The sequence below is a fragment of the Actinocorallia lasiicapitis genome (assembly GCF_054778695.1).
Genome location: NZ_BAAGZI010000003.1, coordinates 12,320 through 33,686, shown reverse-complemented (window position 1 = coordinate 33,686; position 21,367 = coordinate 12,320). Strand labels below are relative to the sequence as shown.

Below are 21,367 nucleotides of genomic sequence, written 5' to 3'. Positions count from 1 at the left end.
TTAATCCATTAACCACAATCGCCATCAACCTACGGAAACAACCGTGAAACCTGACCGTTTCCACTGATTCCGTAGAATGAGACCATGCGGGTGACGATCGGGGAGGTGGCCAGGGCGGCGGAGGTCTCCACCGCGACCGTCTCCAACGCACTCAACGGCACCGGCCGGGTCTCCGACGCCACCCGCCGCCGGGTCAGGGAGGCCGCCGACCGGCTCGGCTACCGGCCCAACGCCGCCGGACGGGCTCTGCGCACCGGCCGCACCCGGGTGCTCGGCCTGGCCGTCACCACCTACGGCGAGTTCTCCTGGACCTTCAGCGAGGTCGCCTACTATGCCGAGATGATCGCCGCCGCGACGGCCGCCGCCCACCGGCACGGCTACGCCCTGACCGTCCTGCCGGCCGCGCTCGCCGACGAGGAGTGGCACACCGTCGCCGCCGACGGCGTGGTCATCCTGGACAGCCCGCGCGACGATCCGGCCGTCGCGGCGCTGCGGCGGCGCGGCATCCCGATCGCGTTCGACGGCCGCCCGGCGGAGCTCGGCCCGCGCGACTCCTGGGTCGACAACGACCACGCCGCGACCGTCCGGGAGGTCGTGGCGCATCTGCGCGGCCAGGGCGCCCGCCGGATAGGGCTGATCGCGGGCCACGGCACCGACCACTACACCCAGAGCTCCATCGACGCCTACCTCGACACGGTCGCCGAACCGCTCCTCGGCCACATCACCGAAGAGGACACCGCGGGCGAAGCCGCCGCCCGTGAACTCCTCGACGCGGGAGCCGACGCCGTCTACGGCCTGTTCGACGGCTGCGGCCGGTCCGTGCTCGCCGCCGCCGGGGAACGCGGCCTGTCCGTCCCCGCCGATCTCCTGGTCGCGACGTGCAGCGAGGACCCGTCCTACGCGTGGACCACTCCCCCGGTCACCACGCTGTCCCTGCGCCCGGCCGACTCGATCGCCCGTGCCGTCGCCGCCCTCGCCGAGACCCTCGACGGCGCGCCCGGCACCGTCCATCCCGACCTGCCGACGCGCCTCACCGTCCGTGCGTCGACGGCAAGGCGCGCCGCGACCCCGTAGGGATCAGAGGCCGGGGGCGTGCCGGGCCTCCGCCTCGTGCATGAGGCGGCGGAGCCGGTGCGGGTCGACGTCCTCGAGGATGAGGCGGGCGCCCGGGTCCCACAGGGGGAACGCCCAGAACGAGCGGGAGCCGCGGCCGTACATGACGTGCCAGTTGCGTTCGGCGGCGTTGATCTCGGCGGCCCGCAGGGCGCCGAAGTCGGCTTCGTCGTCGTGGGCGGGGCCGAGGGCGACCTCGGCGGGGCCCGTGGTGTCGTCGAGGGGAGGCGGGGCCGGGTTGACGATCATCGGTCGCTCCAGGTACTCGGGTTGGTCGCGAGCGGGGAAGGCTGGAGGATGCGGCGCATCCTGCGGCGGTGGGCCTCGAGGTCGGCACGGGCGGCGCGGCTGCTCCACCGCCCGGCGAGCGGCAGCATCAGCAGCAGGAACGCGGCCTGCGCGATGATGCAGACCCACCACCAGTGCTGCCATTGGGCGGGTGCCTGGAGCAGGGCGCGGGCCTTGTCGGCACGCGCAGCGGTCGGGTCGACCAGGACGTCCATACTGGGCACGATCATCGGCAGCAGGAAGAACGAGACACAGGCGCTGATCCGCACCATCCAGCCCCAGATGGCCAGGCCGGGCGCGATGAGCGCGGGGTTGCAGCGTTCGATGGTCTCGGTGAAGGCCGCCATCCACGGCACGTAGGCGGTGCCGAGGCCGAGGCCGAGAAGGCTGAGGATCAGCACGATCGTGCCCCAGCCGGCGGAGCGGTCGGCCGCCTGCTGGAGCAGCAGCCAGGTGCTGAGGATCGTCAGGAACGTTCCCGCGACCATGAAGGGCTTGCGCACCCGCAGCCGGTCGGACAGCGCACCGACGGCCACGAGCGTGACGGCGTTGACCAACCAGAACCAGCTGTTGAGCCCGTTCACCTCGTGTGTGGAGAACCCGAACAGCGTCGTCAGGTAGAGGGTGGAGAACCCGATCGCCACGTAGTAGACGAGCAGGAACACCGAGATGCCCGCGGCGGGCAGCAGGATGTCGGGACGTAGTACGAATGACCTGGGCACCGCGCTGCGCATCCGATGACTGCCCGTCTGGACGTGCACCTCCAGCACCCGCCGATCCTCCTTGGAGACCAGCACCTGGTCGCGGAGCGCGGGCGACAGCTCGCGGAGCCCGAAGTACGCGACCGCGCACATCACCAGCCCGACCGCGCCGACCAGGTAGTACTGGCTGGCCCACGAGTCGTCGAACAGCCGGAGGGTGCGGTTGGCGACGAAGCTGACGATGAGGCTGCCCACGACCGGGCCGACCGCCCAGAACCCCATCGCCGACGCCCGTCCGAGCTGCGGGGAGAAATCGCGGACCAGCGCCGGGGTCGCCACCAGCACGGCGCCCTCGACCAGGCTGACCAGCACCATCATCAGCGCGAAAGCGGTCTTGGTCTCGGCCAGCGGGGTCAGCAGCGACAGCAGGGCCGTCACCGCCAGCCCGTAGACCACGATGTTGATCCGCCCCCACCGGTCGACGAGACCGGCGGCCAGCGAACCGAACGCCCCGATGAGGTTCGCGACGACCAGGATGTTGACGTAGAAGAGGAACGACATCTCGTAGTGGGCGAGGACGAGCGGCGCGACCCCTCCGAAGACGTACAGCTCGTAGTAGAGGACGATCGTCGCGGCCACCGCGATCGACAGGTAGCTGTACCGCTGTGCCGTGGCCGGATAACGGTAAAGCGTGCGGCGGGCCGTCAGATCCGGTCTCTGCGCCCCGCTCCACCCCGAAGCGGCGTGTTTCGCTGACACCACGTCACCTCCTCGCGCCAGGTTATGAAGGGACGGACGATGTGACATCAGGCACACCACCCAAACCCGGCATCCAAGGATTGTGCTCCGCACACAATCCTCTTCACTTCTGTCCCTTTGATTGACGAAAGTTCCCATTGCGGACGACGATCCAGACCATGGAGGGTGCGTCTCGCGACAACGACGCCGCGGTCCGGGCGGAGTACCTCCGCATCGCGCAGCGGATCTATGAGAACGCCGTCGCGCTGAGCGAGCAGATCGCCGACGCGATGTGCCGGGAGATCCCGGCGTTCGCGGGCGTCCCCGAGGACTTCCTCAAGGAGGTCCGCGACACCCTCACGATGGGCGCGACCAGAGCGTCCACCGCCAGCATCGAGGACCGCAGGCTCACCCGGCACGACGTCGTGTTCTCCCCCCGCACCTTCGCCGCGAAGATCGCGCAGCGCGGGATCTCGCTGGAGGCCTACCAGCACGGATTCCGGATCACCCAGCGCGTCTACTGGAACGCCATCGCCGAGTACGCCGAGCCGTCCCCGGCCGGCGACCGGGCCGTGATCCAGCTGACGTCGCAGCTCGTCCGGTTCACCCACATGCTCAGCGACGCCGCCGCGCAGGGCTACCTCGAATACCAGCGGTCCGCGATCACCGAGGACGACCGGCACCGGCGCGACCTCGTGGAGACCCTGCTGGCCGGACGGCCTGTCACCGGACGTCCCCTGACCGAGCTGGCGCGCGCCCACGGGATCGGGCCCGGCGCGTCCGTCGCGGTGATCGTCGCGGTGGGGGCGGGTGCTCCCGCGCCCGCGGGTGAGGACCTCTATCTGACGTCAGCGGCGCTCGGCGGGGTCGGCGTCACCGACCAGCGGCCGCTGGTCGCGGCCCGGCACGAGGAGATCGTGGTGTTCGCGGCCGTCCGCGCCGGATCCGATCCGCGGCGGCTCAGCGACGCGCTGACCTCCGTCCAGGCGGAGCTGGCCGGGCAGGGCGTCCGGCTGGCGATCGGGATGAGCACGATCACCGAGGGCACTTCGGAACTGCCGCGCGCCTACGCCGAGGCCAGGCTCGCGCTCGAACTATCGGGCCCCGAAGGCGGGGTGACGGCGCTGCCGCTGCTGTCCCCGTTCCGGTATCTGGCGCTGCGCGCCGACCCGACGGCCTGGCATCTCGTCGATCCGGCCGTCCGGGAACTGCTCCACAGCGACCGGCAGCGCGGCGGCACCCTCACCGCGACGATCCGGGCGTTCGCCGACGCCGACCTCAATCTGCGGCACGCGGCCGCCGAGCTCAACGTCCACCACAACACCGCCCAGTACCGGCTCCAGCGGATCCAGGAGCGGACCGGCCACAACCCCCGGCACATCGCCGACCTCGTCGAGCTGCTGACGGCGATCGCCCTCCACGAGACCCACCGCTGAACCGGGTGGGCCGCCGGCCGCGTACCGCGGGGCAGTCCACCAAGGAGCAGCGCATGATCCGTTATCTCTGTGCCGGGGCCGTCCTGCTGACCGTCGCGTCGTGCTCGTTCCACCGCGACGAGCCGGGCCCGCAGGCGAAGCCGATGACGCTCGAGCAGCTCGCCGCCGGAACCGGGTGCAAGCTCCAACCCCAGCTCGGCGCGAGCGAGCTCAAGCAGGGCCAGTGCAGCACCGGCCAGGGCAAGTACGTGCTGCTGACCTTCTCCACCGAGGAGGCGCAGTCGTCGTGGCTGACGGAGGCCAAGCCGTGGGGCGGCCGCTACCTCCAGGGCCCGCGCTGGGTGATCGTCGGCACGGACGAGCAGCTCCTGGAGTTCCGCGGCAAGGTCGGCGGGACGATCGTCGCCGGCGAGGACCACGGCCCCGCCCCCGCGCAGGGCGGCCACGGCCACTGATCTTGTGATCAGCACCACCTGGCCGACTCCGGCCGCCCCGCACGGGAAACCCTCAGATAGCCGGGAACATCTACGTGATGTTGATCGGCTGAGGGAGCGGCAATGGCACGGACACCCCGGGGACGCGCACTGCTCGCGTCCCTGCTCTGCTTCGCCGTGATCGCCTGGTCCCCGGGGATCGCGACCGCGGCCGGGCCCTTCGACGACATGTGCGCGGGGCCCCTCGCCGCGCTGGAACAGACCAGATCCAAGATCAGATCGCATAACGCGAGCCCGCCCGACCGCAGGAACGCCGCCGCCGTCTCGGCCTACAACGCCCGGGCCCGCGGCCTGATGGCCGAGCAGACCCAGAACGTCTCCCGCGCCCGGCAGTGCGTCAACGCCTTCGCCGAGGTCCTGCGGAACAACCCGGCTCGACGTTCGTGAAACCGAGCGCCACCCAGGTCGCGAACATCAGGACCGCGGCCACCCGGATGACCGACGCCGACCGCGACGCGATCAGCCGCTCGAACTCCAAGACCTACGACTACCTGCTCTACGGTTCCGGCAAACGCGGGATGACCACGCGCGTCGACCGGATCCCGCCGAAACTGCCGAACGGGTCCGCGGCCAAGGACATGTACCACGCGCTCGACAGGAACCGGCCCACGATGCCGCTGACCAACCGGCTCCAGGGGCAGCTCCCCCCGACCGTGGGCAGGCCCGACCCCGCCTACGCCGACGGACGTCTCGTCACGGGGGTGGCGTTCGACCACATCATCCCGCTGCGCCGCCTCGTCACGATGCGGGGCTTCCTGAAGCTGACGCCGGAGAACATGTGGCTGGTCGCCAACTCGCCGGCCAACTCCCAGTGGCTGTCCAAGACGGCCAACAGCTCGAAGCTGTCGGGCAGCTCCGCGTTCATCGCGGGCGCCGACCCCCAATGGCTGCAGGCCCAGGCCCAGCTCAGGCTGAAGTCCGAACGCGAGGTCCAGCAGCTCATCAACGCCCTCCTCAAGACCCAGAAGGGCTGAGACGATGCAACCCTGGCCCCAGCAGCAGCCGCCCAGGCCGCCGCGCCATCACGTCCCGGCCCGCAATCTCGCCGTCGCGTTCGGCACCCCGGTGCTCCTTCTGCTCGTCGCAGCCGCCCTCTTCCTGGCGGGACGGCCGGGGGCCGAGCCCGGCGGGGGCGGGGGAAACGGCGGAGACGGGGGCGGTGACCAGGGCGATATCCGCCGCGCCGTCACCGCCTTCTCCGCGGCCGTCGACCGCAACGACAACGTGACCCTCCTGTCCCTGCTCTGCCCGGCGGAGGCGGTGAACGTCGAGGACGACATCGACTCCCCCGACAGCACCGGCGACCCGCAGGCCCCGATCCATCCCCTCACCATCGGCGAGATCAAGATCACCGGCGAGGTCGCCGAGGTGACGGTCAGCCGTCCCGAACAGGCGCCCGCCACGGTCTTCCTACTCAGGCAGAACGGCGCCTGGAAACTCTGCGACCCCGAACGCTACGGCCGTTAGCCGCCCCGTCCGACCATGGACGGAGGAAGCGGGGCCGCGCCAGTGCGACCCCGAACGAGACCCGATCAGTGCGCCCGCCGACCAGCACCGACCAGTAGATGCCCCCAGGTCCCGGGCGACAGTTCCAGGATCCCGCCGTTGGAATCCTTGGAGTCCCGGACCAGTACGAACGCCCCATCCCTGACAACCTCCACGCAAGCATCATCCTCTGTGGAGTAGGTGCTCCTGAGCCAAGGAAGTTCATCGTGCCGATTCGGCTGAGCAGCCATCCAGCTCTTCTCCCATTTCTCGCGATGGGCCCTGTCGTCAAGCCAAACGGCAGCTTGTTCAGTTGTGAAATGAGTCAGGGCACACGACAACTCATCCCATGAGGCGATTGTCCCGGACTATGAGCCGTTTGACCAGAATCACCCATGGAATCACGAGCTCGGGAGAAATCCTCCGTCAGAGCTGGTCTAGCTCCGCGGCGATCTTCAGCATGAACTCCAGCGACTTGTCGGGCGTCATCGCCTCGTCCATCACCTCCTGGTAGTAGGACCGGTAGTCGGTGACGAGATCATCGGGACCGGTGATGAGCTGGCTGGCACCACGCCCGGCCTCGATATAGAGGACGTCGTCGAGCGGCCCGTCGAACTCCAGCAGCGTGAAGCCCGCGACGAAGAGCCCACTGTGGAAGCCCGCGTCGAACGGAACGACCTGGATATCGATCCGCGGATTGTTCGCGGCCAGTTCGGCCGCGTGGCGAATCTGCCGCTGCTGGACGCCGGGGTCCCGCCGAACACCGATCTGCCTCCTGAGCACCGACTCATCGAGCAGATACTGCATCCGAGGCGCGTCCTCGCGGCCGGCGAGCCTCCGCTGCCGCTCCATGCGCAGGTCGACGCTCGGAAGGTTGCCGCTGGGACGAGCATTGTCCGACGTCGGCCAGGACAGCACCTCGGCGTACTCGCGGAGCTGGAGGAGACCGGGAAAAACGCCGCCGTGGTAGTGACGCAGGATGGATGCGCCCGCTTCATAGCCGACGAACGTCAGATAGGCGTCCCTCACGAACTCCCGGTAGTCGGCCCACCAGGGGCGTTCCCGGGCTGACCGGGCCAGCTCTTGGAGCCGCTCGTGGCGCGACTCCGATACCACTCCGTAGTGGTTCAGCAGCGCGGTGAGGTCGGTACGAGTGATTCCACTCTTTCCGCCTTCCACCCTCAGCAGTTTCGAGGCGCTCCAATCAAGAGCGTCCGCCACCTGCTCCTGAGTGAATCCCGCGTCCTTACGCGCGCGTACCAGCTCTTCCCTGAGTAGCGCGCTCTCCACGATGGGACCTTGCCCACTGGACGCTTTCCATCCTCCGTCGTCGACTGGCGGTGTCTGCCGGGCTATATGTTGCTACCCGGCAGTTTGCCATGTATCAGAGCATACTGGACGGTACCTTGACCGGAACATGAAAACCAGCGCGGCTTGTGGGGGGGTAAACGCGAGCCGTGCGGGGTTCGCGTCGGTTGGGTGGTCCTACGCCTCATGGCTTCGAGGCTGCCGCGTGCATCCTGGTTCCTATTTGCTACCTGGCAAGCAGTTGGCTGGCAGAATGTGACGGAGTGTAGTGGGCCAACTCTACACCCCAGCAGAGGTGACTCCGCGCAGTGGCAGGAGATCGCGAAAGTGGACTCACCGAGCAGGCGAGAACGCACCGAGGGAGGGGAACCGACCACTCCCGGGAAATGTCGATAAAAAGCAAATCGCCCCACCTTGGGCTTTGGATTCCGTCGGCAAACTGAGACCAAAGCAAGAGGGGCGATTCACCCACACAGCACCAAAGCAGGTGTTTTCATGCACTCAGAGCCAGAGCCCCGAGCTGGGCAAACACCCTCTTCAGCTGGTTCCATTGTAGGCGCGGCCCAACATAGTGGAACAGAGCCAAGCCGTTTCAACCCTGTTACAGCCGTTCCGACGCAGTCCGCGGAGGCCGGAAAGGGTCACCGGCCCGCGCGCCGGACCGCTGTTCTGGTCATCGTGTTCCTGGGCAGTGGGGGAACCGGTGGATGGTTCGGCGGGGTCATCGGTCTCTTCGTCGGTGGCCTCTTCGGGATCGTCGCGGTGCCCGTCATCGGTCTCACCAGCGAGCTCCCCCTTCTCATCGAGCACATTCGTCCCACGCTCACCAGGGCGGACGATTCCCTGCGGCTGATCGCCGTGGTCGCGGACGCCTATCTCAAGCCGCTTTCCCTTCTTCGCGGGGGAAGCCAGCCGCAGGCATGGCCGGAAACGGCCAGCACCCTTCCCGTCCTCGAGCAGCGCCCTCGGACGGAAGAACAGTTCGCGGAGAGTGAGCCGTTCTGAGCTCGGCTGACGGCGGCGGAGCAGGACGCGCTGACCAGGTCGGGCACGACCGAGCGCTTCGACGACGGGGTCATGATCTGCCGCCAGGGCGACCATGGTGACCGGGTGTACGTGAACCGGGGTGGAGTCATCGAGATCCGCCACGACGACGGTGACGGCATCCGCACGATCGCCAGGCGCGCGACCGGGCACCTGGTCGGCGAACGGGCGGCGTTCGAGCCCGCGGCGCGATCGGCGACGATGGTGGCCGTCGGGCCGGTGACGGCGCTGGTCATCGAGACGGGCGCGTTCACGGCGTTCCTGGAGCTGTTCCCTCAGGTCGTCAAGAAGATCGAGGGCGGCCTGTACCGGCGGATGACCGAGCAGCGTCCCGCGGAGACCTACCCGCTCCGGGGGCAGTACCGGCCCATCCTCATGGCCGACATCTCCTCATTCAACGACCCTGAACGCACCAACCTCGACCGGATCGCCATCAGGCAGGTGCTCTATTCCGAACTGAAGCATGTGCTGATCGCCGCCGGCGTCCCCTGGGGGGAGTGCCATGTCGAAGATCGCGGAGATGGGGCCCTGCTCATCGCCACCGCGGACACCATCCCCGGCGCGCTCCTGGAACGGCTTCCCGAGGAGCTCGCCGAGGCGCTCGCCTCGCACAACGCCGGGGCCTCGCCCGGCAGGCGGCTGGCCGTGCGGCTCGCGGTGGGGATCGGGCCGGTGATCGAAGACCCCTGGGGAGTCGTCGGAGAACAGATCAACCTCACCGCGCGCCTTCTCGACGCGCCCGAGTTCAAGGCCGAGATGATCGAAGGGGTCTGCGTCGGGGTGGTGGTCTCGACCGAACTGCACGAGACCGTCGCCCGGCATCTGCCCGACCGGGACGGGTTTCATGAGATCGATGTCAGGGTGAAGGAGACCAGGACGACGGCCTGGGCGCGGACGTTGTCGCCCTGAGCTGGCTCGGCGGACGGCGGGCCGCCGGGGACGCCTCCGCGAGAAGGGGTCCCCGGCGGCGGTTCACCCGGTCTGGGCCAGGCCGTTGGTGCACTCGTCCGGGTATTCGCACCAGACGAACTTGCCGCCCGTCGACTCCAGCATCCAGCCCCAGGCGATGCTGAGATGCTCCACCAGCCACAGGCCGCGGCCGCCGTCGGACTCCGGGTCGGCGTGCTCGACCAGCGGAGGGAGCGAACTGCGGTCCCAGACGGTGATGCGGAGCCGATCGGTCAGCCGGGTCAGCCGCAACCGGACCGGATCGGCCGGACCGCTCGCCGCGACGGCGTTCGTCACCAGCTCCGACACCATCAGCAGGATCGCGCCGTCCCTGTCGCTGATCCGCCAGGCGCCCAGCATGTTCTCGGTGCTGCGCCGCGCCCAGTACGGGGCGTCGAGTGCGGCGGTCAGCGTGAGATCGCTACAGCACATCCAGTCGGCCGTCGCGGTCATCTGGGGCGCCTAGCAGTTCCGGCCGCTGTTCACGCAGCCGACGATCCGCTGCGTGAGCCGCTCCGGCATGACCTGCTCGAAGTCCGCGTGGTCCGTGACCGGATCATGCTGCTCCTCGGGGAAGGAGTCCAGCGCGATCGCCTTGGCCATGGCGCGCGGCACGTTGTAGGTCAGCACCATGTGGAGCTGCGGGATCGGCCGGGTGCCCTGCGGGCAGGCGCCGCTGGCCTTGTCGGGGAACAGCACATGGGTGCGGTGGTTGGCGCTGTCGACGTTCTGGCCGTCCCAGCAGCTCGGGAAGTCGAGGATCCGCATCACCTGGCTGCCGCGCGGACAGATCGGGTACTTCTGGGTGATCCGGTTCTGGAAGCCGCTGCAGGTCCACTGGGCGGCGGCGTTCGCGCCGGCCTGGCTGACGGCCTTCGCGTTGCCCGTGATGACGCGCAGGAAACGCGGCATGGCCGTCACCTTGGCCTGCGGGTTGCCGCGAAAACGGAGCGTCGCGGAGGTCGGGCGCAGGATCGTCCCGACGTTGCCGTCCTCACCGACGTCGTTGACGCCGTTGCGCACCCGCAGCACCGGCCAGAAGTAGGTGGAGCGGTCGTCCTCACGGCAGGTCGTGCCGGCCGCGGCCAGACTCTGGTCGGTGGAGAAGCCATCGGTCGACAGGTTCCCCACATAGTCGTGGGTGTGGTGGGCGCCGTTGCGGACGCCCGGCGCGACGATGAAGTTGTCGGGGTTGTGGTGGCCGTTGCGGTTGGTGCCGCACCGCGACACGAACGACCCGGACGAACCACCCCTGCGCGTCCTCGGCTCCACCCGGTTGGGGCGCACCGCCCTGATGTCGACGAACGCCGAATCGGGGATGGGCGCGACGGCCGCGGGCGGCGCGGGCGCGCCAGGAGCTGCGGTGGCGTTGGGATCGACGGGCGGCGCCGCCGTCGCGTTCGGATCGACCGGCGCGTTGGGGTCGACCGGCGCATTGGGATCCGCGGTCGCGTTGGGGTCCACCGGTGCGCTCGGGTCGATCGGTGCGTTCGGATCCACTGGCGCGTTGGGGTCGGCGGGCTGGGTCGGGGCGGCCGTCGCGTTCGGATCGGCGGGCGGCGCCGTGGTCGGCGGAGCCCAGATCTGATCCTGGTTGGGAACCCAACCCTGGTTCCCGCCGTTCCAGTTCTGGGTGGCCGAGGGTCTCGGCTTGGGCCAGGCCTGCGCCTGGACCGGGGTGAGCGTCAGCGCGGGCAGCCCGAACAGCGCCGCGTAGACGATTGCTCGTCGCATGTGGACCTCTCTCGAAGCTCTGGGCAGGGCCGTCAGGCACGCTGCGTGTAATCGACCAGGCCGGTGCTCTCCAGGTAGCCCATGTGCCGCTGGACGAAGACCATCGTCCGGGCGGCGAACTCCCTGATGAGGCTGTTGCCGGTGTCGGCGCGGACGGTCGCGACGAAGGAGAAGACCTTGCCGTGCGCGGCCCGCAGCCGGTTGACGAAAGCCCGGTCGTAGGTGTCGCCGGACAGCCCGGCGAGCTCGTTCATCCAGCCCTGCTGCTGGGAACTGGGACTGGTCGGGAGCGTCACGCCGAGCCGGCCCGCCACGGCCTCGACGTCCTGGTCGAGCACGCCGTGCTCAGCGTTGATCTTGCGTCCCGCCTCTTTGACGCTCGTCCGCGAAGCCTTGCTCTGCGCCTGCTCTCCGGTGGGCATCTCCCAGAGCCCGGCCTGCTTCACTTTGGCCAGTAGCTGCATGTCGGCGTCCGACAGCGGCCCCCAGTTGGTCTGCATCACGGCCGCCGACGAACCCAGCGCCTGGCTCGCCGGCGGCCTGACCAGGATGTAGAGCGCGGTCCCGGCCAGAAGGAGGCAGGAGACCAGGACCGCCGCCATGCGGATCTGTTCGTCGCTGAAGCGGCGGCGTATGACGGAACGGACCCCCCGCCTCGACGCGAACCTCCGCACGGTACTCATTCCGCCTCCTTCCGGTAGGTGTCCCGATGGGAGGCGGTACGCGATCCGGTCGCGGGTGGTTCACCCGATAACGGATTGATTTCGGCCGTCGGCTCTTCTCTTGTCAGTTCTTTTCTTGGCGGCGGAGCGCGAGCGCGGGACACATCGCGACGGCCTTGCGGACGTCACGCTCCAGCCACGCCGGCAGCGGCCCGTCGGAGATGACGGGGAACCCGTTGCGGTCCAGCCTGATCACCTCGGGCACCACGTAGGCGCAGACGCCGTGGCCCTCGCAGCGCGACCAGTCGACCTCCAGCCGGCCGCCGTCGTCGCCCGGCACGTGCAGCAGCCCCCGCACGGGACGACCGCAGGTCCCCGCCTCGGCGTGCACCGCGATGTCCTCGGCGAACGCCGTCATCGCCGACAGGACGAACGTGGCCGTCCCGTCGGGATGCTTGCACGCGCCGCGCCCCCGGCCGATCCCGACGGCGCGCCGCACCGACAGGGGGTTGCCGTAGCCGTCCTTCAGCTCCGACAGGGTCCGGACGATCTCCGGCAGCCCGAGCCGGCACGGACCGCACTGCCCGGCCGACTGGGCGGCCAGATACGACGCCACCCGCAGCGCCTCCTCCAGCGGGCAGACCCCCGCCGCCAGCGGCAGCATGATGCCAGCGCCGAGCGAACCGCCGACGGCCCGCATCCCGGCCCGCGACACCTTCGCGGCCGCGGCGGCGTCGGGGCTCAGCCAGGCGCCGTGGTAGCCGCCAGTCAGCACGCCCTGCCCGAAACCGACCCCCACCTGGGAGAAGACGGTCCGCAGCGAGGTGCCCGTCGGCACTTCGACGATGTGCTCGCCCGCGATGGTCAGCAGGACCGTCCCGGGTTCGTCCTCGGTTCCGGTCGAGGCGTACAGTTCGGCGCCCAGCGAGGCCAGGACGGCGAGCTGCGCGTAGGTCTCGGCGTTGGACAGCAGGGTCGGCTGCCCGTCGACGCCCGAGACGGCGGCGCGCACCTTGCGTCCCGGCGGGATCGGGTTCTCGCCGTTGGCGGCGCGCACCAGCGCCCCGCCCTCACCGGAGATGAACCGCTCCAGCAGCGGCACGATCCGGACCGGGCAGCGGAACCGCCGCTCGTCGACGGCCTCGCGCAGCGACTTCTCCCCCGCGCTGCCCTCGACCCCGATGACGATCTCCTCGGCGCGCAGCGCTTCGGCGGCGAGCTCCGCCCCGTCCAGGACGAGGTGGGGGGCGCGGGTCAGCAGCAGGGCGTCCTTGCTGCTGCCCGGCTCGCCTTCGGCGGCGTTGACCAGCACGATCCCGCCGGGCCCCGCCTTGCTGACGGCGGCGAGCTTGCGGCCGAACGGAAACGCCGCCCCGCCCCTGCCGCGCAGATCGACCCGTTCGACCAGCTCGATCAGTGAACCGAGGCCCAGTTCGGGGATGCGCCCGTGCATCGCCCGGTGCTGCGCCAGATTCAGCCGGTCGAACCGGTCGAAACCGGCGCCGATCCTGGGGGCGTCGATCGCCGTGAACGTCAGGCTCATCGCTGCTCCGCCTTCGCCTTGCTCCGGGTCTGCTCGCCCTCGCGGGCCTGTTCCCTGCTCCGTGCCCTGGCCGGGGCGGGCGCCGGTTCCGGCTCACCCTCACGGACCGGATCGACCGGCCGGACGACCAGCACCACCCGGTTGAGCAGCGCGAGCCCGACGAAGACCAGGCAGAGCACGTACGACCAGACCACCCAGCCCGCGGCGGCGCGTCCCGCGGTCAGCCCGTGCATGATCGCTACCGGCCAGGCCACGTACGACAGGGCGTGCAGCCCCCGCCAGAGCCCCGGCCTGGTGCCCGCGGCGAACCAGAACCTGGTCACCCCGCTCAGCAGGACGATCATGAACAGGTCGAAGGCGAGCGCGCCGAGCCCGATCGGCCCGACGCCGAACACGACGGCGTCGGCCGCCGAAGCCCGCCCGGCGAGGATCTTCACCATCAAATGGGCCACCAGGAAGGTCATCCCGACCGTCGAGGTGGTGCGGTGCCCGGCCTGCGCGAGCACCCGGTACCGGATCGACAACAGGCTCCGGTCGGTCGCCATCAGCCCGATCATCACGGTCAGGCTGAACGCCACCAGCGCGAAGACACCCGCATAGGTGAGCAGGAAGTCCTGGGCGCGCGCGGCGAAAGCGGCGCCCGGCCGGGTGGCGGCCAGGCCGAGCGTCAAAGGTGCGACGACGAACAGTGCAGGCAGTGTCCATCGGGGGGTTTCGGCCATAGTGACTCCTGTCAGGGTCCGAAGTTGGCTAGCTCCTGGCCGGGCATGATCTGCTGGTCGCCGCGCCGGGCCCAGCCCTCACGGAACTTCCAGCCGCCGAGGGTCCGGCCGGACAGCGGCAGATCGCCGTCGCCCTGGCCGAGCCCGAACAGCACGGTCGGCACCGAAGCGCCGCCGCACCCTCCGGGGCCGCCCGGCCGGCCGAGGTAGTCGCCCTGCCGCACCACCGTGCCGTCCGCGACGCCCGTGACGTCGGACAGCCGGTAGTAGCGGGTGGCGAGCCCCGTATCGTTGACGATCATGACCAGCCCGTTTCCGGCGGAGTCCGCGCAGAAGCGGTAGAGGATGCCGTCGGTGGCGGCCAGCACCTGGCCGGCGCCGTCGAAGGCGAGGTTCCCCGGCAGGGCGGCGACCCGGCGGCTCTCGCCGACCTGCCAGGGGAGCATGAGCTGCGGCTGGGTGACGGGGCCGACGCTGAACCGCGCCAGCGTGCGGATCTCCGTCGCGGGCAGCAGCCGGGTCGGGACCACGCGCAGCAGCGCGCGGAACGCCTCGGTCCCCGACAGGCCCGCCCGCCAGCGGCGACCTTCCCAGCGCGCCAGGAACAGCGCGACCTGCGGCATCGCCGGGCTGGAGGTGGGGACGGGCAACGCGACCACGCCGAACGACCAGATCCTGTCGTCGGTCTGGCGCGAGACCGCGACGACCGGGCTGCCGCCCTGCGCGTCGTACACCATGCGGGCCACCCTTCCCCGCTCGGCGACCATGAGGTCGGCCACGCGGTTCTCCAGCCGCTGCGGCCGCGAGGCCGAGCCGCTCGGTTCGGTCGCCACCGGCCGCAGCGGCTGAGGCGGCGGCGGACCGTCCGGGCCGTCGAGCACACGGCGTTCCACGATCGCCGCCATGACGACCGTGACGGCCAGAGCGACGGCGACGCCCGCCGCCGACACACGGTCCGCGGCGATCGCCACCGTGCGCGGATTGACGAGCCTTCTACGTCCCATGGGCTCGTTCGTAACAAAGTGACTCTCCGGTATCCATTGAATCGCGGCTTTCCTTCTAGCTCGGGCGCCACAAAACGGACTTGAAGCACCCGATGAACCGTCCCGTCACCCCGTACGTACGGCTGGATCCCGGCGTTCGGATCACCCGGGATGGAGGATTCCTGCCGATGGTTCAGAACACCCACGCTCCGGCTGATTCGGGGCCTAGAGTCCCGACAGTCCAAAGCGTCCCCGGACTCGACCCTGGAGCCTCGATGTTCCCGAGCCCACGCCGGTTCGCCTGGCTGCGCGGGGTGCGGTCAGGCGACCGGGAACAGGTCTTCGCCGAACTGTTCGCCGGCTACCAGCGACCGCTGCACGCGTTCGTCATGGGACTGACCGGCGGCGACCGGTACTGGGCCGAAGACGTCGTCCAGGAGACGATGATCCGCGCCTGGCGCAACGTCAACCGGCTCGACCCCGACGTCGAGTCGCTGATGCCTTGGCTCGCGACCGTCGCGCGCCGTATCGTGATCGACGACCGGCGGCGCCGCGACTCACGTCCCCGTGAGACGGGGGACGGCCCGCTGGAGAACGTGCCCGTTCCCGACGGGATGGAGGACCTGCTGCGTACGGTCGTGGTCTCCGAGGCGTTGATGACGCTCTCCGCCGCCCACCGCGAAGCGCTCACCGAGACGGTCCTGCGTGGCCGAACCGTTAACGAAGCCGCGGTGGTGCTCGGGATTCCGGTCGGTACCGTGAAGTCACGGGTCTACTACGGGTTGAAGGCCCTGCGGGTCGCGCTGGAGGAGATGGGGGTGGACACGTGAGCTACGAGATCGAGCACACCGACGTCGCCGCCTACGCTCTCGGCGTGCTGAACGAGCAGGACCGCCGCGTTTTCGAGGCGCATCTGTCGGGCTGCCGGTTCTGCACGATGGAACTGGCCGACCTCGGCGGGATGGGGCGGCTCCTCACCGGAGTCGAACCGCCGCCCGCCAGCACCATCGCCTCGATCCCGGCGCGGCAGAGCCGCCGCAAGGGCGTCGCCCGCAACTGGCTGACCTCCGTGGCCGCCGGTTTCGTGCTGATCCTCGGCGGGGTGACGGGCGGGGTCGCGCTGTCGGCAAACGACCGGGTCCCCGGCATCGACATGTCCAAGGGCGTCCAGTTCACGGCCGCCGACACCGCGACCGGGGTGCGGGGCACGGCCGTCCTGGACCGCCGGAGCTGGGGCACCTGGATCGCGCTCGACATGGACGGGGTGCGGGGCGGGCCGTTCGACTGCGAACTCGTCGTCATCGCCAAGAACGGCGACGAGCGGGTCGCGAGCGGCTGGGCCGTCCCCGCCGATCCGGAGCATCTGCGCGTCGAGGGCGGGGTGGCCGACCAGCTCGGCGAGCTCGACCGGCTCGAGGTCAGGTCGGACAACGGCACGGTCCTGCTCACCTTCCCCGTCCGCACCTGAACCCTGGTCGCCTTCCGTCGCGTAAAGCCTCTCGACAACCCTTCCGTTCGAGAGGTACCACCATGCGGATTCGACCGATCTGGGCGTTCCCCCTGGCCGCCGTCGCCACCACGGGGATCCTCTTCACCGCCAACGCGGTCACCGGAAGCACCAAGGACGAGAACAAGCCGTCGGCGTTCGAGCTGACGAACCAGGACACCGGCGACGAGGGCGGCGACGGCGAGGCGCCGGAGCCGCAGGGCGCGGCCAAACCGGTCGCGCTCAGCGTGCAGAACGACCCGTCGCTCGGCAAGATCGTCGTGGACGGCAAGGGCTGGACCTTGTACCGGTTCGACAAGGACACCGCCGAGCCGTCGGTGTCGAACTGCGAGGACGACTGCGCGAAGGCGTGGCCGCCGGTGAAGTCGTCCGACGACGTCCAGCTCAAGGGCGTCAGCAAGAGCCTGGTCGGCACCACGACCCGCGCGGACGGCTCCGAGCAGGTGACGCTCGGCGGCTGGCCGCTGTACCGCTACGCCAAGGACACCCAGCCCGGCGACACCAACGGCCAGGGCGTCGGCGGCGCCTGGTTCGCGTCGAACCCGGCCGGCAAGAAGGCCAAGGCCGCGGCCGACACCCCGCCCGCCCCGCAGGAGCCGGCGCCGCCGAAGCCCAGCACCACCACTCCCCCGCAGCAGAACAACGGCGGCGGCCAGAACAACTGGAAGGGCTGGACGGTCCTGAAGGCCGTCAAGGACGCGAAGCTCAACTGGATCGTCGTCGACGGCAAGGGCTGGACCCTGTACCGGTTCGACAAGGACGTCCAGAACTCCAAGAAGTCGAACTGCAACGGTGACTGCGCGAAGGCGTGGCCGCCGGTGAAGTTCCAGGGCAAGCTGAAGCTGACGGGCGTCTCGAAGAACCTGATCGGCAACATCATGCGCGCCGACGGCATCTGCCAGGTCACCTTGAACGGCTGGCCCCTGTACCGCTACGCCAAGGACACCCAGCCCGGCGACACCAACGGCCACGGCGTCGGCGGAGTCTGGTGGGCCACCACCCCCGAAGGCAAAAAGGCCCAAGCCACCCAGACCCAGCCCAGCACCGACGACTCCGCCGGCGACCAGAACGACGACTACGGCGACGGCGGCTACACCTACTGACCGCCACCTCTCCCGAAATGGGCAGGGCCCACCAGCCCTGCCCATGCCAAGCTCAGCCCCGAGCCCTCCGCAGAGCGGCGAAAAGCGTGCGAGCGCTGACACCCGGCAGGTTCAGCGAAGGCTCAGCGGGGTGCTTGGAATCGCGGATCAGAAGACGGCCCCGATGAGCGGCCAGTTCCACGCACTCGCCGCCGTTACCCGCGCTGTAGCTGCTCTTACGCCACACAGGGGCGACGATTTCCTGAGTCACGGATGCTCCTTCCGCAGGCGCTTCATCCAGGTGACGGACTCGGCTCGCGAGAGAGCACCACCCATCAGCGTGCTGAAGCTTACCCGCCGGTTCGCGACCACATCGCGCTTCTCGATCAGCTGGCCGACGCTCGCTGTCTCCACATATGCCAGGTCGTTCTCGTCCTCGAAGCTCAGCAGCATGTAGCCGCCCTCCAGCGCCGTGGGCACCACCGGCGCGTAAGGCAGGACATGGATCTGCACGCGCGGCGAATCGGCGAAACCGATCAGATGATCAAGCTGACCGGCCATGACCGTCGGGCCCCCGACCGGCCGGTGGAAGACCGCCTCGTCAATGACGAAGAAGGAGTGCGGCGGCCTACCGCGATTCAGGATTTCTCGACGTTCCATCCGTCCGGCGACTCGCGCGTCCAGCGTCTCGGGGAGTTCGTCGTCGCTCATCGTGCCGCGGGCGTACTCCTCCGTCTGAAGGAGACCGGGCATACCGTGCGTGGCATAACAGCAGATCGTGATGGCCGACGACTCACGTTCCAGGTATGCCTCGAAGCCGGGAAGGAGGACGCGGGAGAGGTTCGCCTTCTTGATGGCGCGGTGGAGGCGCGTGAAATGGCCGCCGTCGCCACTGTCCCAGCCTTCGGTCTTGAAGTAGACGTCCAGGTCCTGAGCGGTCGCGAGGGAGATCGACTTGACGGCTCCCTCCAACTGCCCGATCCACTGGTTCGTGCATCCGAGTGCTTCGGCGAGCTGCATCTGCGACAGCCCCGCCCGCGCCCGCAGCCGAAGAAGTTCGGTGCCGAGATGGGTCATGAGCGAATCAGGATCGGGTCGGGACGACACACGCGACATCACTGCCTCCGGGGCGTCATGAGGCTCGAAACGGACGAGCAACGAACAGCCAGCTCTATCGCCGAGCGTAACCCCACCACCCCGAGGCGTACCGAAAGTCACCGAAGCGAGATGAAGTTCCACGAAACCCCACCGCCCCACCCCACCAGGACGAAGGCGAGCATGGCCACCGCGCTTCACGTCGGAGGTCAGCGGGTGGCGAGGAGTTTTTCGGCCAGTTCGGTGCTGGTGAGGGACTTGGTGCGGGGGGTTCGGGTTCTGGTGGTGCGGCTGGTGGGGGTGCGTTCGACGATGGCGGTGCCGGTCTGTGCTTCGAGGGTGGGGGTGTAGCCGGCGGCGCGCAGAGCCTGGAGGGTCTCGGCGGGCGGTTGGGCGCTGACCAGGACGGTGGGGGCGATCCGGCGGAGGCCGATCTTGCGCAGTGCCCGGTGGTTGGCGAGTTCGTGAACCAGCGCCTCGTCGTCGGAGCGCAGACAGCAGGCCGAGTGGACGACCTTGATCTGGCCGTGGCGGCGCGCCACGTCCTTGATCAGGTATTCGAGGGGTTGCGGCAGCGGGTCGAGCGCCAGGTCCGTGAGGCGTGCGAGGAGGTCGTCGGGGTCGAGGCCGCCGTCGAGAGCGCGCCGGACGGAGGCCGGGCTGAACCGCCAGACGACGGCATGGCCTTCGGATTCGCGGTCGGCGGCGTCGTTGAGCAGCGTGGCGACACCGGGCGCGGGAAGGCCGGGGACGACGGCCGTCAGATCGGCTTGGAACCGGGCGTAGGCGACCGGTGCCGGGAGCAGGTCCTCGAGCGCGGCGGTGATGACGGCGACGGTGTCCGCGGTGGGCGGTCCGTCGTGGTGGAGCCGCCGATTGAGGACGGTGCGGACGGCGTGTCCCAGCGGGGTGAGGGCTCCGTGGGCGACGACGCCCAGCAGCCGGGCCTCGGTCAGGGTGGCGAGGATCCGCGCTTCGTGCTCGTCGCCCACGGCCAGCGGACGGTGCCAGGTGACGGCCTCGACGAACGTGTTGAGGCCCTGCGCCGAACGGTCGTCCGCCCCCTGCCCTTCGGGAAGCGCCGCGAGCGCGCTGAGCACCGCCAGACGAACCTGCGGGGCGGTGCCGTCGTCCGGACTGACGAGCGCGACGGGGGTTTCGTCGGATTCCTCAGGCCACCAGGTGACGATGTTGCCGTGGTGCGCCCAGGCCGCGACGACGGGCGCGAGACGTTCGGCAGGCGAACCCGCCAGCCAGTCGTCGTGGCCGCGGGAGGGCATCAGTCTGCGTGGAGGTGACGGCTCCGGCCGGCGCCGGCCTCGGGCCGGCGGGGTTTCGGTTTCGACGTCGAGGATCCCGGCGGCGACCGACAGATCGATCCACAGCCGGGTCTCCTCGTCCGGAGCGCCGATCTCCTTGGCGAGACGGCGGGTGTCGCGGACGGCCAGCCCGCCGACCTTGCGGACGTTCGCCGGTGCGGACGACAACGACCGGCAGAGCCCTTCGAGCCGGGACACGGCGGTGGTCACGGCCGCGCGTCCCTCACCGATCGTGCGTTCGGCGGGGGCTTCCACGGTGAGAAGCGGCTTGGGGGCGGGCACGAACCCTCCGCCGTGCCGCTCGCGCAGCGCCTCGTGCACCTCGAGCGGGGCTTCGGCGAGCTCCGGCGCGACCGGGATCACCAGCGCACGATCCGCCAGCCAGTCGGTGCCCGGATCCCCCGACCCCAGAGGTGCGAAGGTGTACTTCGACCATCCGACGAACCGATGAGTGGCCAGGAGGCCCTGCCGCGCGACGATGCTCGCGAGGATCTCGGCCGCGCCCGGCGGGGCGCTCACGACCAGCGCATGGACGCGGTCGGCGTCGGAGAAGAACTCGTGCAACCGTTCCAGTAGCTGTGCCCGCTGCCCCGTCACCGGCAGCCCGAGCGCCCCGGCGATCCGCAGCAGCTCAGGCTTGTTGAAGGCGTCGTCCAGCAGGTGCACCGCGGGTGCGGGCTGGTACTCCCGCGTGCTCAACGCCCCAGCGACCGCGCCGGGCAGCCGTACCTGTCCACGCCCGACCGGAAGCACGATCACCCGGTTCACCAGCTCGGCGAGCACCGCACCGACCTCATCGCGGTGCGCCGCACCGAACGCCTCGACCACGGCATCCTGGGCGGCCTCCTGGTCGGGCAGCCCGCCCCACGCCCGGTTCAGCCGCCCACCGCCCAGCTCAACGATCTTCTCCAGCACCCGCAGCTCAGCGCTGTTCACCGAAGTCAGCGCCGCCACCTGATGCCGCGGCTGCTCCAGCAACCGAGCCAGCTCCGCCAGCGAACCGGGCACCCGCCCCACCACCGCCAGCGACCGCTCATCGATCACCCGCGCCAACTGCTCGACCGTCAGCGCCCCCAGCACCTTCTCCACCATCACCGTCCAAGGCTACGACCCACCACCGCCCCTGTCGGCAGAAAGCAGCCGCAAATCCCATCCGGCAAACCAC

The 21,367-nt window shown here is 69.8% G+C and carries 24 protein-coding genes; 11 read left to right on the top strand and 13 right to left on the bottom strand.

The window, feature by feature from the left end:
• The first annotated feature begins 84 nt into the window (after positions 1-84).
• Positions 85-1,074: a LacI family DNA-binding transcriptional regulator gene (locus ACYVE7_RS00965; protein ID WP_460362320.1), complete on the top strand. Its 990-nt coding sequence runs from the start codon at positions 85-87 to the stop codon at positions 1,072-1,074.
• Between the two features lie 3 nt (positions 1,075-1,077).
• On the opposite strand, the gene ACYVE7_RS00960 is transcribed toward ACYVE7_RS00965, so the two are convergent.
• Together ACYVE7_RS00960 and ACYVE7_RS00955 are read right to left on the bottom strand one after the other, a co-directional pair.
• A complete protein-coding gene (locus tag ACYVE7_RS00960; RefSeq protein WP_460362318.1) occupies positions 1,078-1,362 on the bottom strand; it encodes a hypothetical protein in 285 nt (94 codons plus the stop codon).
• Positions 1,359-2,864: an MFS transporter gene (locus ACYVE7_RS00955; RefSeq protein ID WP_460362316.1), complete on the bottom strand. Its 1,506-nt coding sequence runs from the start codon at positions 2,862-2,864 to the stop codon at positions 1,359-1,361. Before ACYVE7_RS00955 ends, ACYVE7_RS00960 begins: the two co-directional genes overlap by 4 nt.
• A 155-nt stretch (positions 2,865-3,019) precedes the next feature.
• Between ACYVE7_RS00955 and ACYVE7_RS00950 the strand changes: the two genes are divergently transcribed.
• From ACYVE7_RS00950 to ACYVE7_RS00930, 5 genes are all read left to right on the top strand, one after another.
• Positions 3,020-4,276 carry a PucR family transcriptional regulator gene (locus tag ACYVE7_RS00950; RefSeq protein WP_460362314.1) on the top strand — a complete coding sequence of 419 codons (1,257 nt, stop codon included), beginning with the start codon at positions 3,020-3,022 and terminating at the stop codon, positions 4,274-4,276.
• Positions 4,277-4,329: 53 nt separating this feature from the next.
• Positions 4,330-4,731 carry a hypothetical protein gene (locus ACYVE7_RS00945; protein ID WP_460362312.1) on the top strand — a complete coding sequence of 134 codons (402 nt, stop codon included), beginning with the start codon at positions 4,330-4,332 and terminating at the stop codon, positions 4,729-4,731.
• Positions 4,732-4,833: 102 nt separating this feature from the next.
• Positions 4,834-5,157: a hypothetical protein gene (locus ACYVE7_RS00940; protein ID WP_460362310.1), complete on the top strand. Its 324-nt coding sequence runs from the start codon at positions 4,834-4,836 to the stop codon at positions 5,155-5,157.
• Positions 5,154-5,744, top strand: coding sequence for a hypothetical protein (locus ACYVE7_RS00935; protein ID WP_460362308.1), 591 nt, complete (start codon positions 5,154-5,156; stop codon positions 5,742-5,744). The genes ACYVE7_RS00940 and ACYVE7_RS00935 overlap by 4 nt, the downstream gene beginning before the upstream one ends.
• A gap of 4 nt (positions 5,745-5,748) precedes the next feature.
• A complete protein-coding gene (locus tag ACYVE7_RS00930) occupies positions 5,749-6,237 on the top strand; it encodes a hypothetical protein (protein ID WP_460362306.1) in 489 nt (162 codons plus the stop codon).
• A gap of 65 nt (positions 6,238-6,302) precedes the next feature.
• On the opposite strand, the gene ACYVE7_RS00925 is transcribed toward ACYVE7_RS00930, so the two are convergent.
• On the bottom strand, positions 6,303-6,506 hold the full coding sequence (locus tag ACYVE7_RS00925) for a DUF397 domain-containing protein (RefSeq protein ID WP_460362304.1): 204 nt from the start codon (positions 6,504-6,506) through the stop codon (positions 6,303-6,305).
• 175 nt (positions 6,507-6,681) lie between these two features.
• Entirely contained in the window at positions 6,682-7,545 is an 864-nt protein-coding gene (locus ACYVE7_RS00920) for a helix-turn-helix domain-containing protein (RefSeq protein ID WP_460362302.1), read from the bottom strand.
• Positions 7,546-8,241: 696 nt separating this feature from the next.
• Between ACYVE7_RS00920 and ACYVE7_RS00915 the strand changes: the two genes are divergently transcribed.
• Both ACYVE7_RS00915 and ACYVE7_RS00910 read left to right on the top strand, forming a co-directional pair.
• Positions 8,242-8,568, top strand: coding sequence for a hypothetical protein (locus tag ACYVE7_RS00915; protein ID WP_460362300.1), 327 nt, complete (start codon positions 8,242-8,244; stop codon positions 8,566-8,568).
• 6 nt (positions 8,569-8,574) lie between these two features.
• Positions 8,575-9,516, top strand: a complete 942-nt coding sequence (locus ACYVE7_RS00910; protein WP_460362354.1) for a cyclic nucleotide-binding domain-containing protein — start codon at positions 8,575-8,577, stop codon at positions 9,514-9,516.
• 63 nt (positions 9,517-9,579) lie between these two features.
• Here the strand turns inward: ACYVE7_RS00910 and ACYVE7_RS00905 are convergent, their stop codons facing one another.
• From ACYVE7_RS00905 to ACYVE7_RS00880, 6 genes are all read right to left on the bottom strand, one after another.
• Positions 9,580-10,008 (bottom strand): ATP-binding protein, encoded by a 429-nt coding sequence (locus ACYVE7_RS00905; RefSeq protein ID WP_460362298.1) that lies wholly within the window; start codon positions 10,006-10,008, stop codon positions 9,580-9,582.
• Between the two features lie 9 nt (positions 10,009-10,017).
• Positions 10,018-11,289 (bottom strand): DUF1996 domain-containing protein, encoded by a 1,272-nt coding sequence (locus ACYVE7_RS00900; protein WP_460362296.1) that lies wholly within the window; start codon positions 11,287-11,289, stop codon positions 10,018-10,020.
• 32 nt (positions 11,290-11,321) lie between these two features.
• Positions 11,322-11,972: a DUF4142 domain-containing protein gene (locus tag ACYVE7_RS00895; RefSeq protein ID WP_460362294.1), complete on the bottom strand. Its 651-nt coding sequence runs from the start codon at positions 11,970-11,972 to the stop codon at positions 11,322-11,324.
• Between the two features lie 103 nt (positions 11,973-12,075).
• Positions 12,076-13,494 (bottom strand): ferredoxin, encoded by a 1,419-nt coding sequence (locus tag ACYVE7_RS00890; RefSeq protein WP_460362292.1) that lies wholly within the window; start codon positions 13,492-13,494, stop codon positions 12,076-12,078.
• Positions 13,491-14,216: a hypothetical protein gene (locus ACYVE7_RS00885; protein ID WP_460362290.1), complete on the bottom strand. Its 726-nt coding sequence runs from the start codon at positions 14,214-14,216 to the stop codon at positions 13,491-13,493. The genes ACYVE7_RS00890 and ACYVE7_RS00885 overlap by 4 nt, the downstream gene beginning before the upstream one ends.
• A gap of 11 nt (positions 14,217-14,227) precedes the next feature.
• Entirely contained in the window at positions 14,228-15,220 is a 993-nt protein-coding gene (locus ACYVE7_RS00880) for a M23 family metallopeptidase (RefSeq protein ID WP_460362288.1), read from the bottom strand.
• A 254-nt stretch (positions 15,221-15,474) separates the two neighbouring features.
• Between ACYVE7_RS00880 and ACYVE7_RS00875 the strand changes: the two genes are divergently transcribed.
• The 3 genes from ACYVE7_RS00875 to ACYVE7_RS00865 all read left to right on the top strand — a co-directional run bounded on the left by ACYVE7_RS00875 (position 15,475) and on the right by ACYVE7_RS00865 (position 17,809).
• Positions 15,475-16,029 carry a sigma-70 family RNA polymerase sigma factor gene (locus tag ACYVE7_RS00875; RefSeq protein WP_460362287.1) on the top strand — a complete coding sequence of 185 codons (555 nt, stop codon included), beginning with the start codon at positions 15,475-15,477 and terminating at the stop codon, positions 16,027-16,029.
• Positions 16,026-16,667, top strand: a complete 642-nt coding sequence (locus ACYVE7_RS00870) for a hypothetical protein (RefSeq protein ID WP_460362286.1) — start codon at positions 16,026-16,028, stop codon at positions 16,665-16,667. The genes ACYVE7_RS00875 and ACYVE7_RS00870 overlap by 4 nt, the downstream gene beginning before the upstream one ends.
• 62 nt (positions 16,668-16,729) lie before the next feature.
• Positions 16,730-17,809 carry a hypothetical protein gene (locus ACYVE7_RS00865; RefSeq protein ID WP_460362284.1) on the top strand — a complete coding sequence of 360 codons (1,080 nt, stop codon included), beginning with the start codon at positions 16,730-16,732 and terminating at the stop codon, positions 17,807-17,809.
• 52 nt (positions 17,810-17,861) lie between these two features.
• Here ACYVE7_RS00865 and ACYVE7_RS00860 read toward each other — a convergent pair whose 3' ends face one another.
• The 3 genes from ACYVE7_RS00860 to ACYVE7_RS00850 form a co-directional block, all read right to left on the bottom strand.
• Complete coding sequence (locus ACYVE7_RS00860) at positions 17,862-18,035, bottom strand: DUF397 domain-containing protein (RefSeq protein ID WP_460362353.1); 174 nt, start codon at positions 18,033-18,035, stop codon at positions 17,862-17,864.
• A 20-nt stretch (positions 18,036-18,055) separates the two neighbouring features.
• Complete coding sequence (locus ACYVE7_RS00855; RefSeq protein ID WP_460362282.1) at positions 18,056-18,865, bottom strand: helix-turn-helix domain-containing protein; 810 nt, start codon at positions 18,863-18,865, stop codon at positions 18,056-18,058.
• A gap of 227 nt (positions 18,866-19,092) precedes the next feature.
• A complete protein-coding gene (locus tag ACYVE7_RS00850) occupies positions 19,093-21,294 on the bottom strand; it encodes a helicase-associated domain-containing protein (RefSeq protein ID WP_460362352.1) in 2,202 nt (733 codons plus the stop codon).
• Positions 21,295-21,367 lie beyond the last annotated feature (73 nt).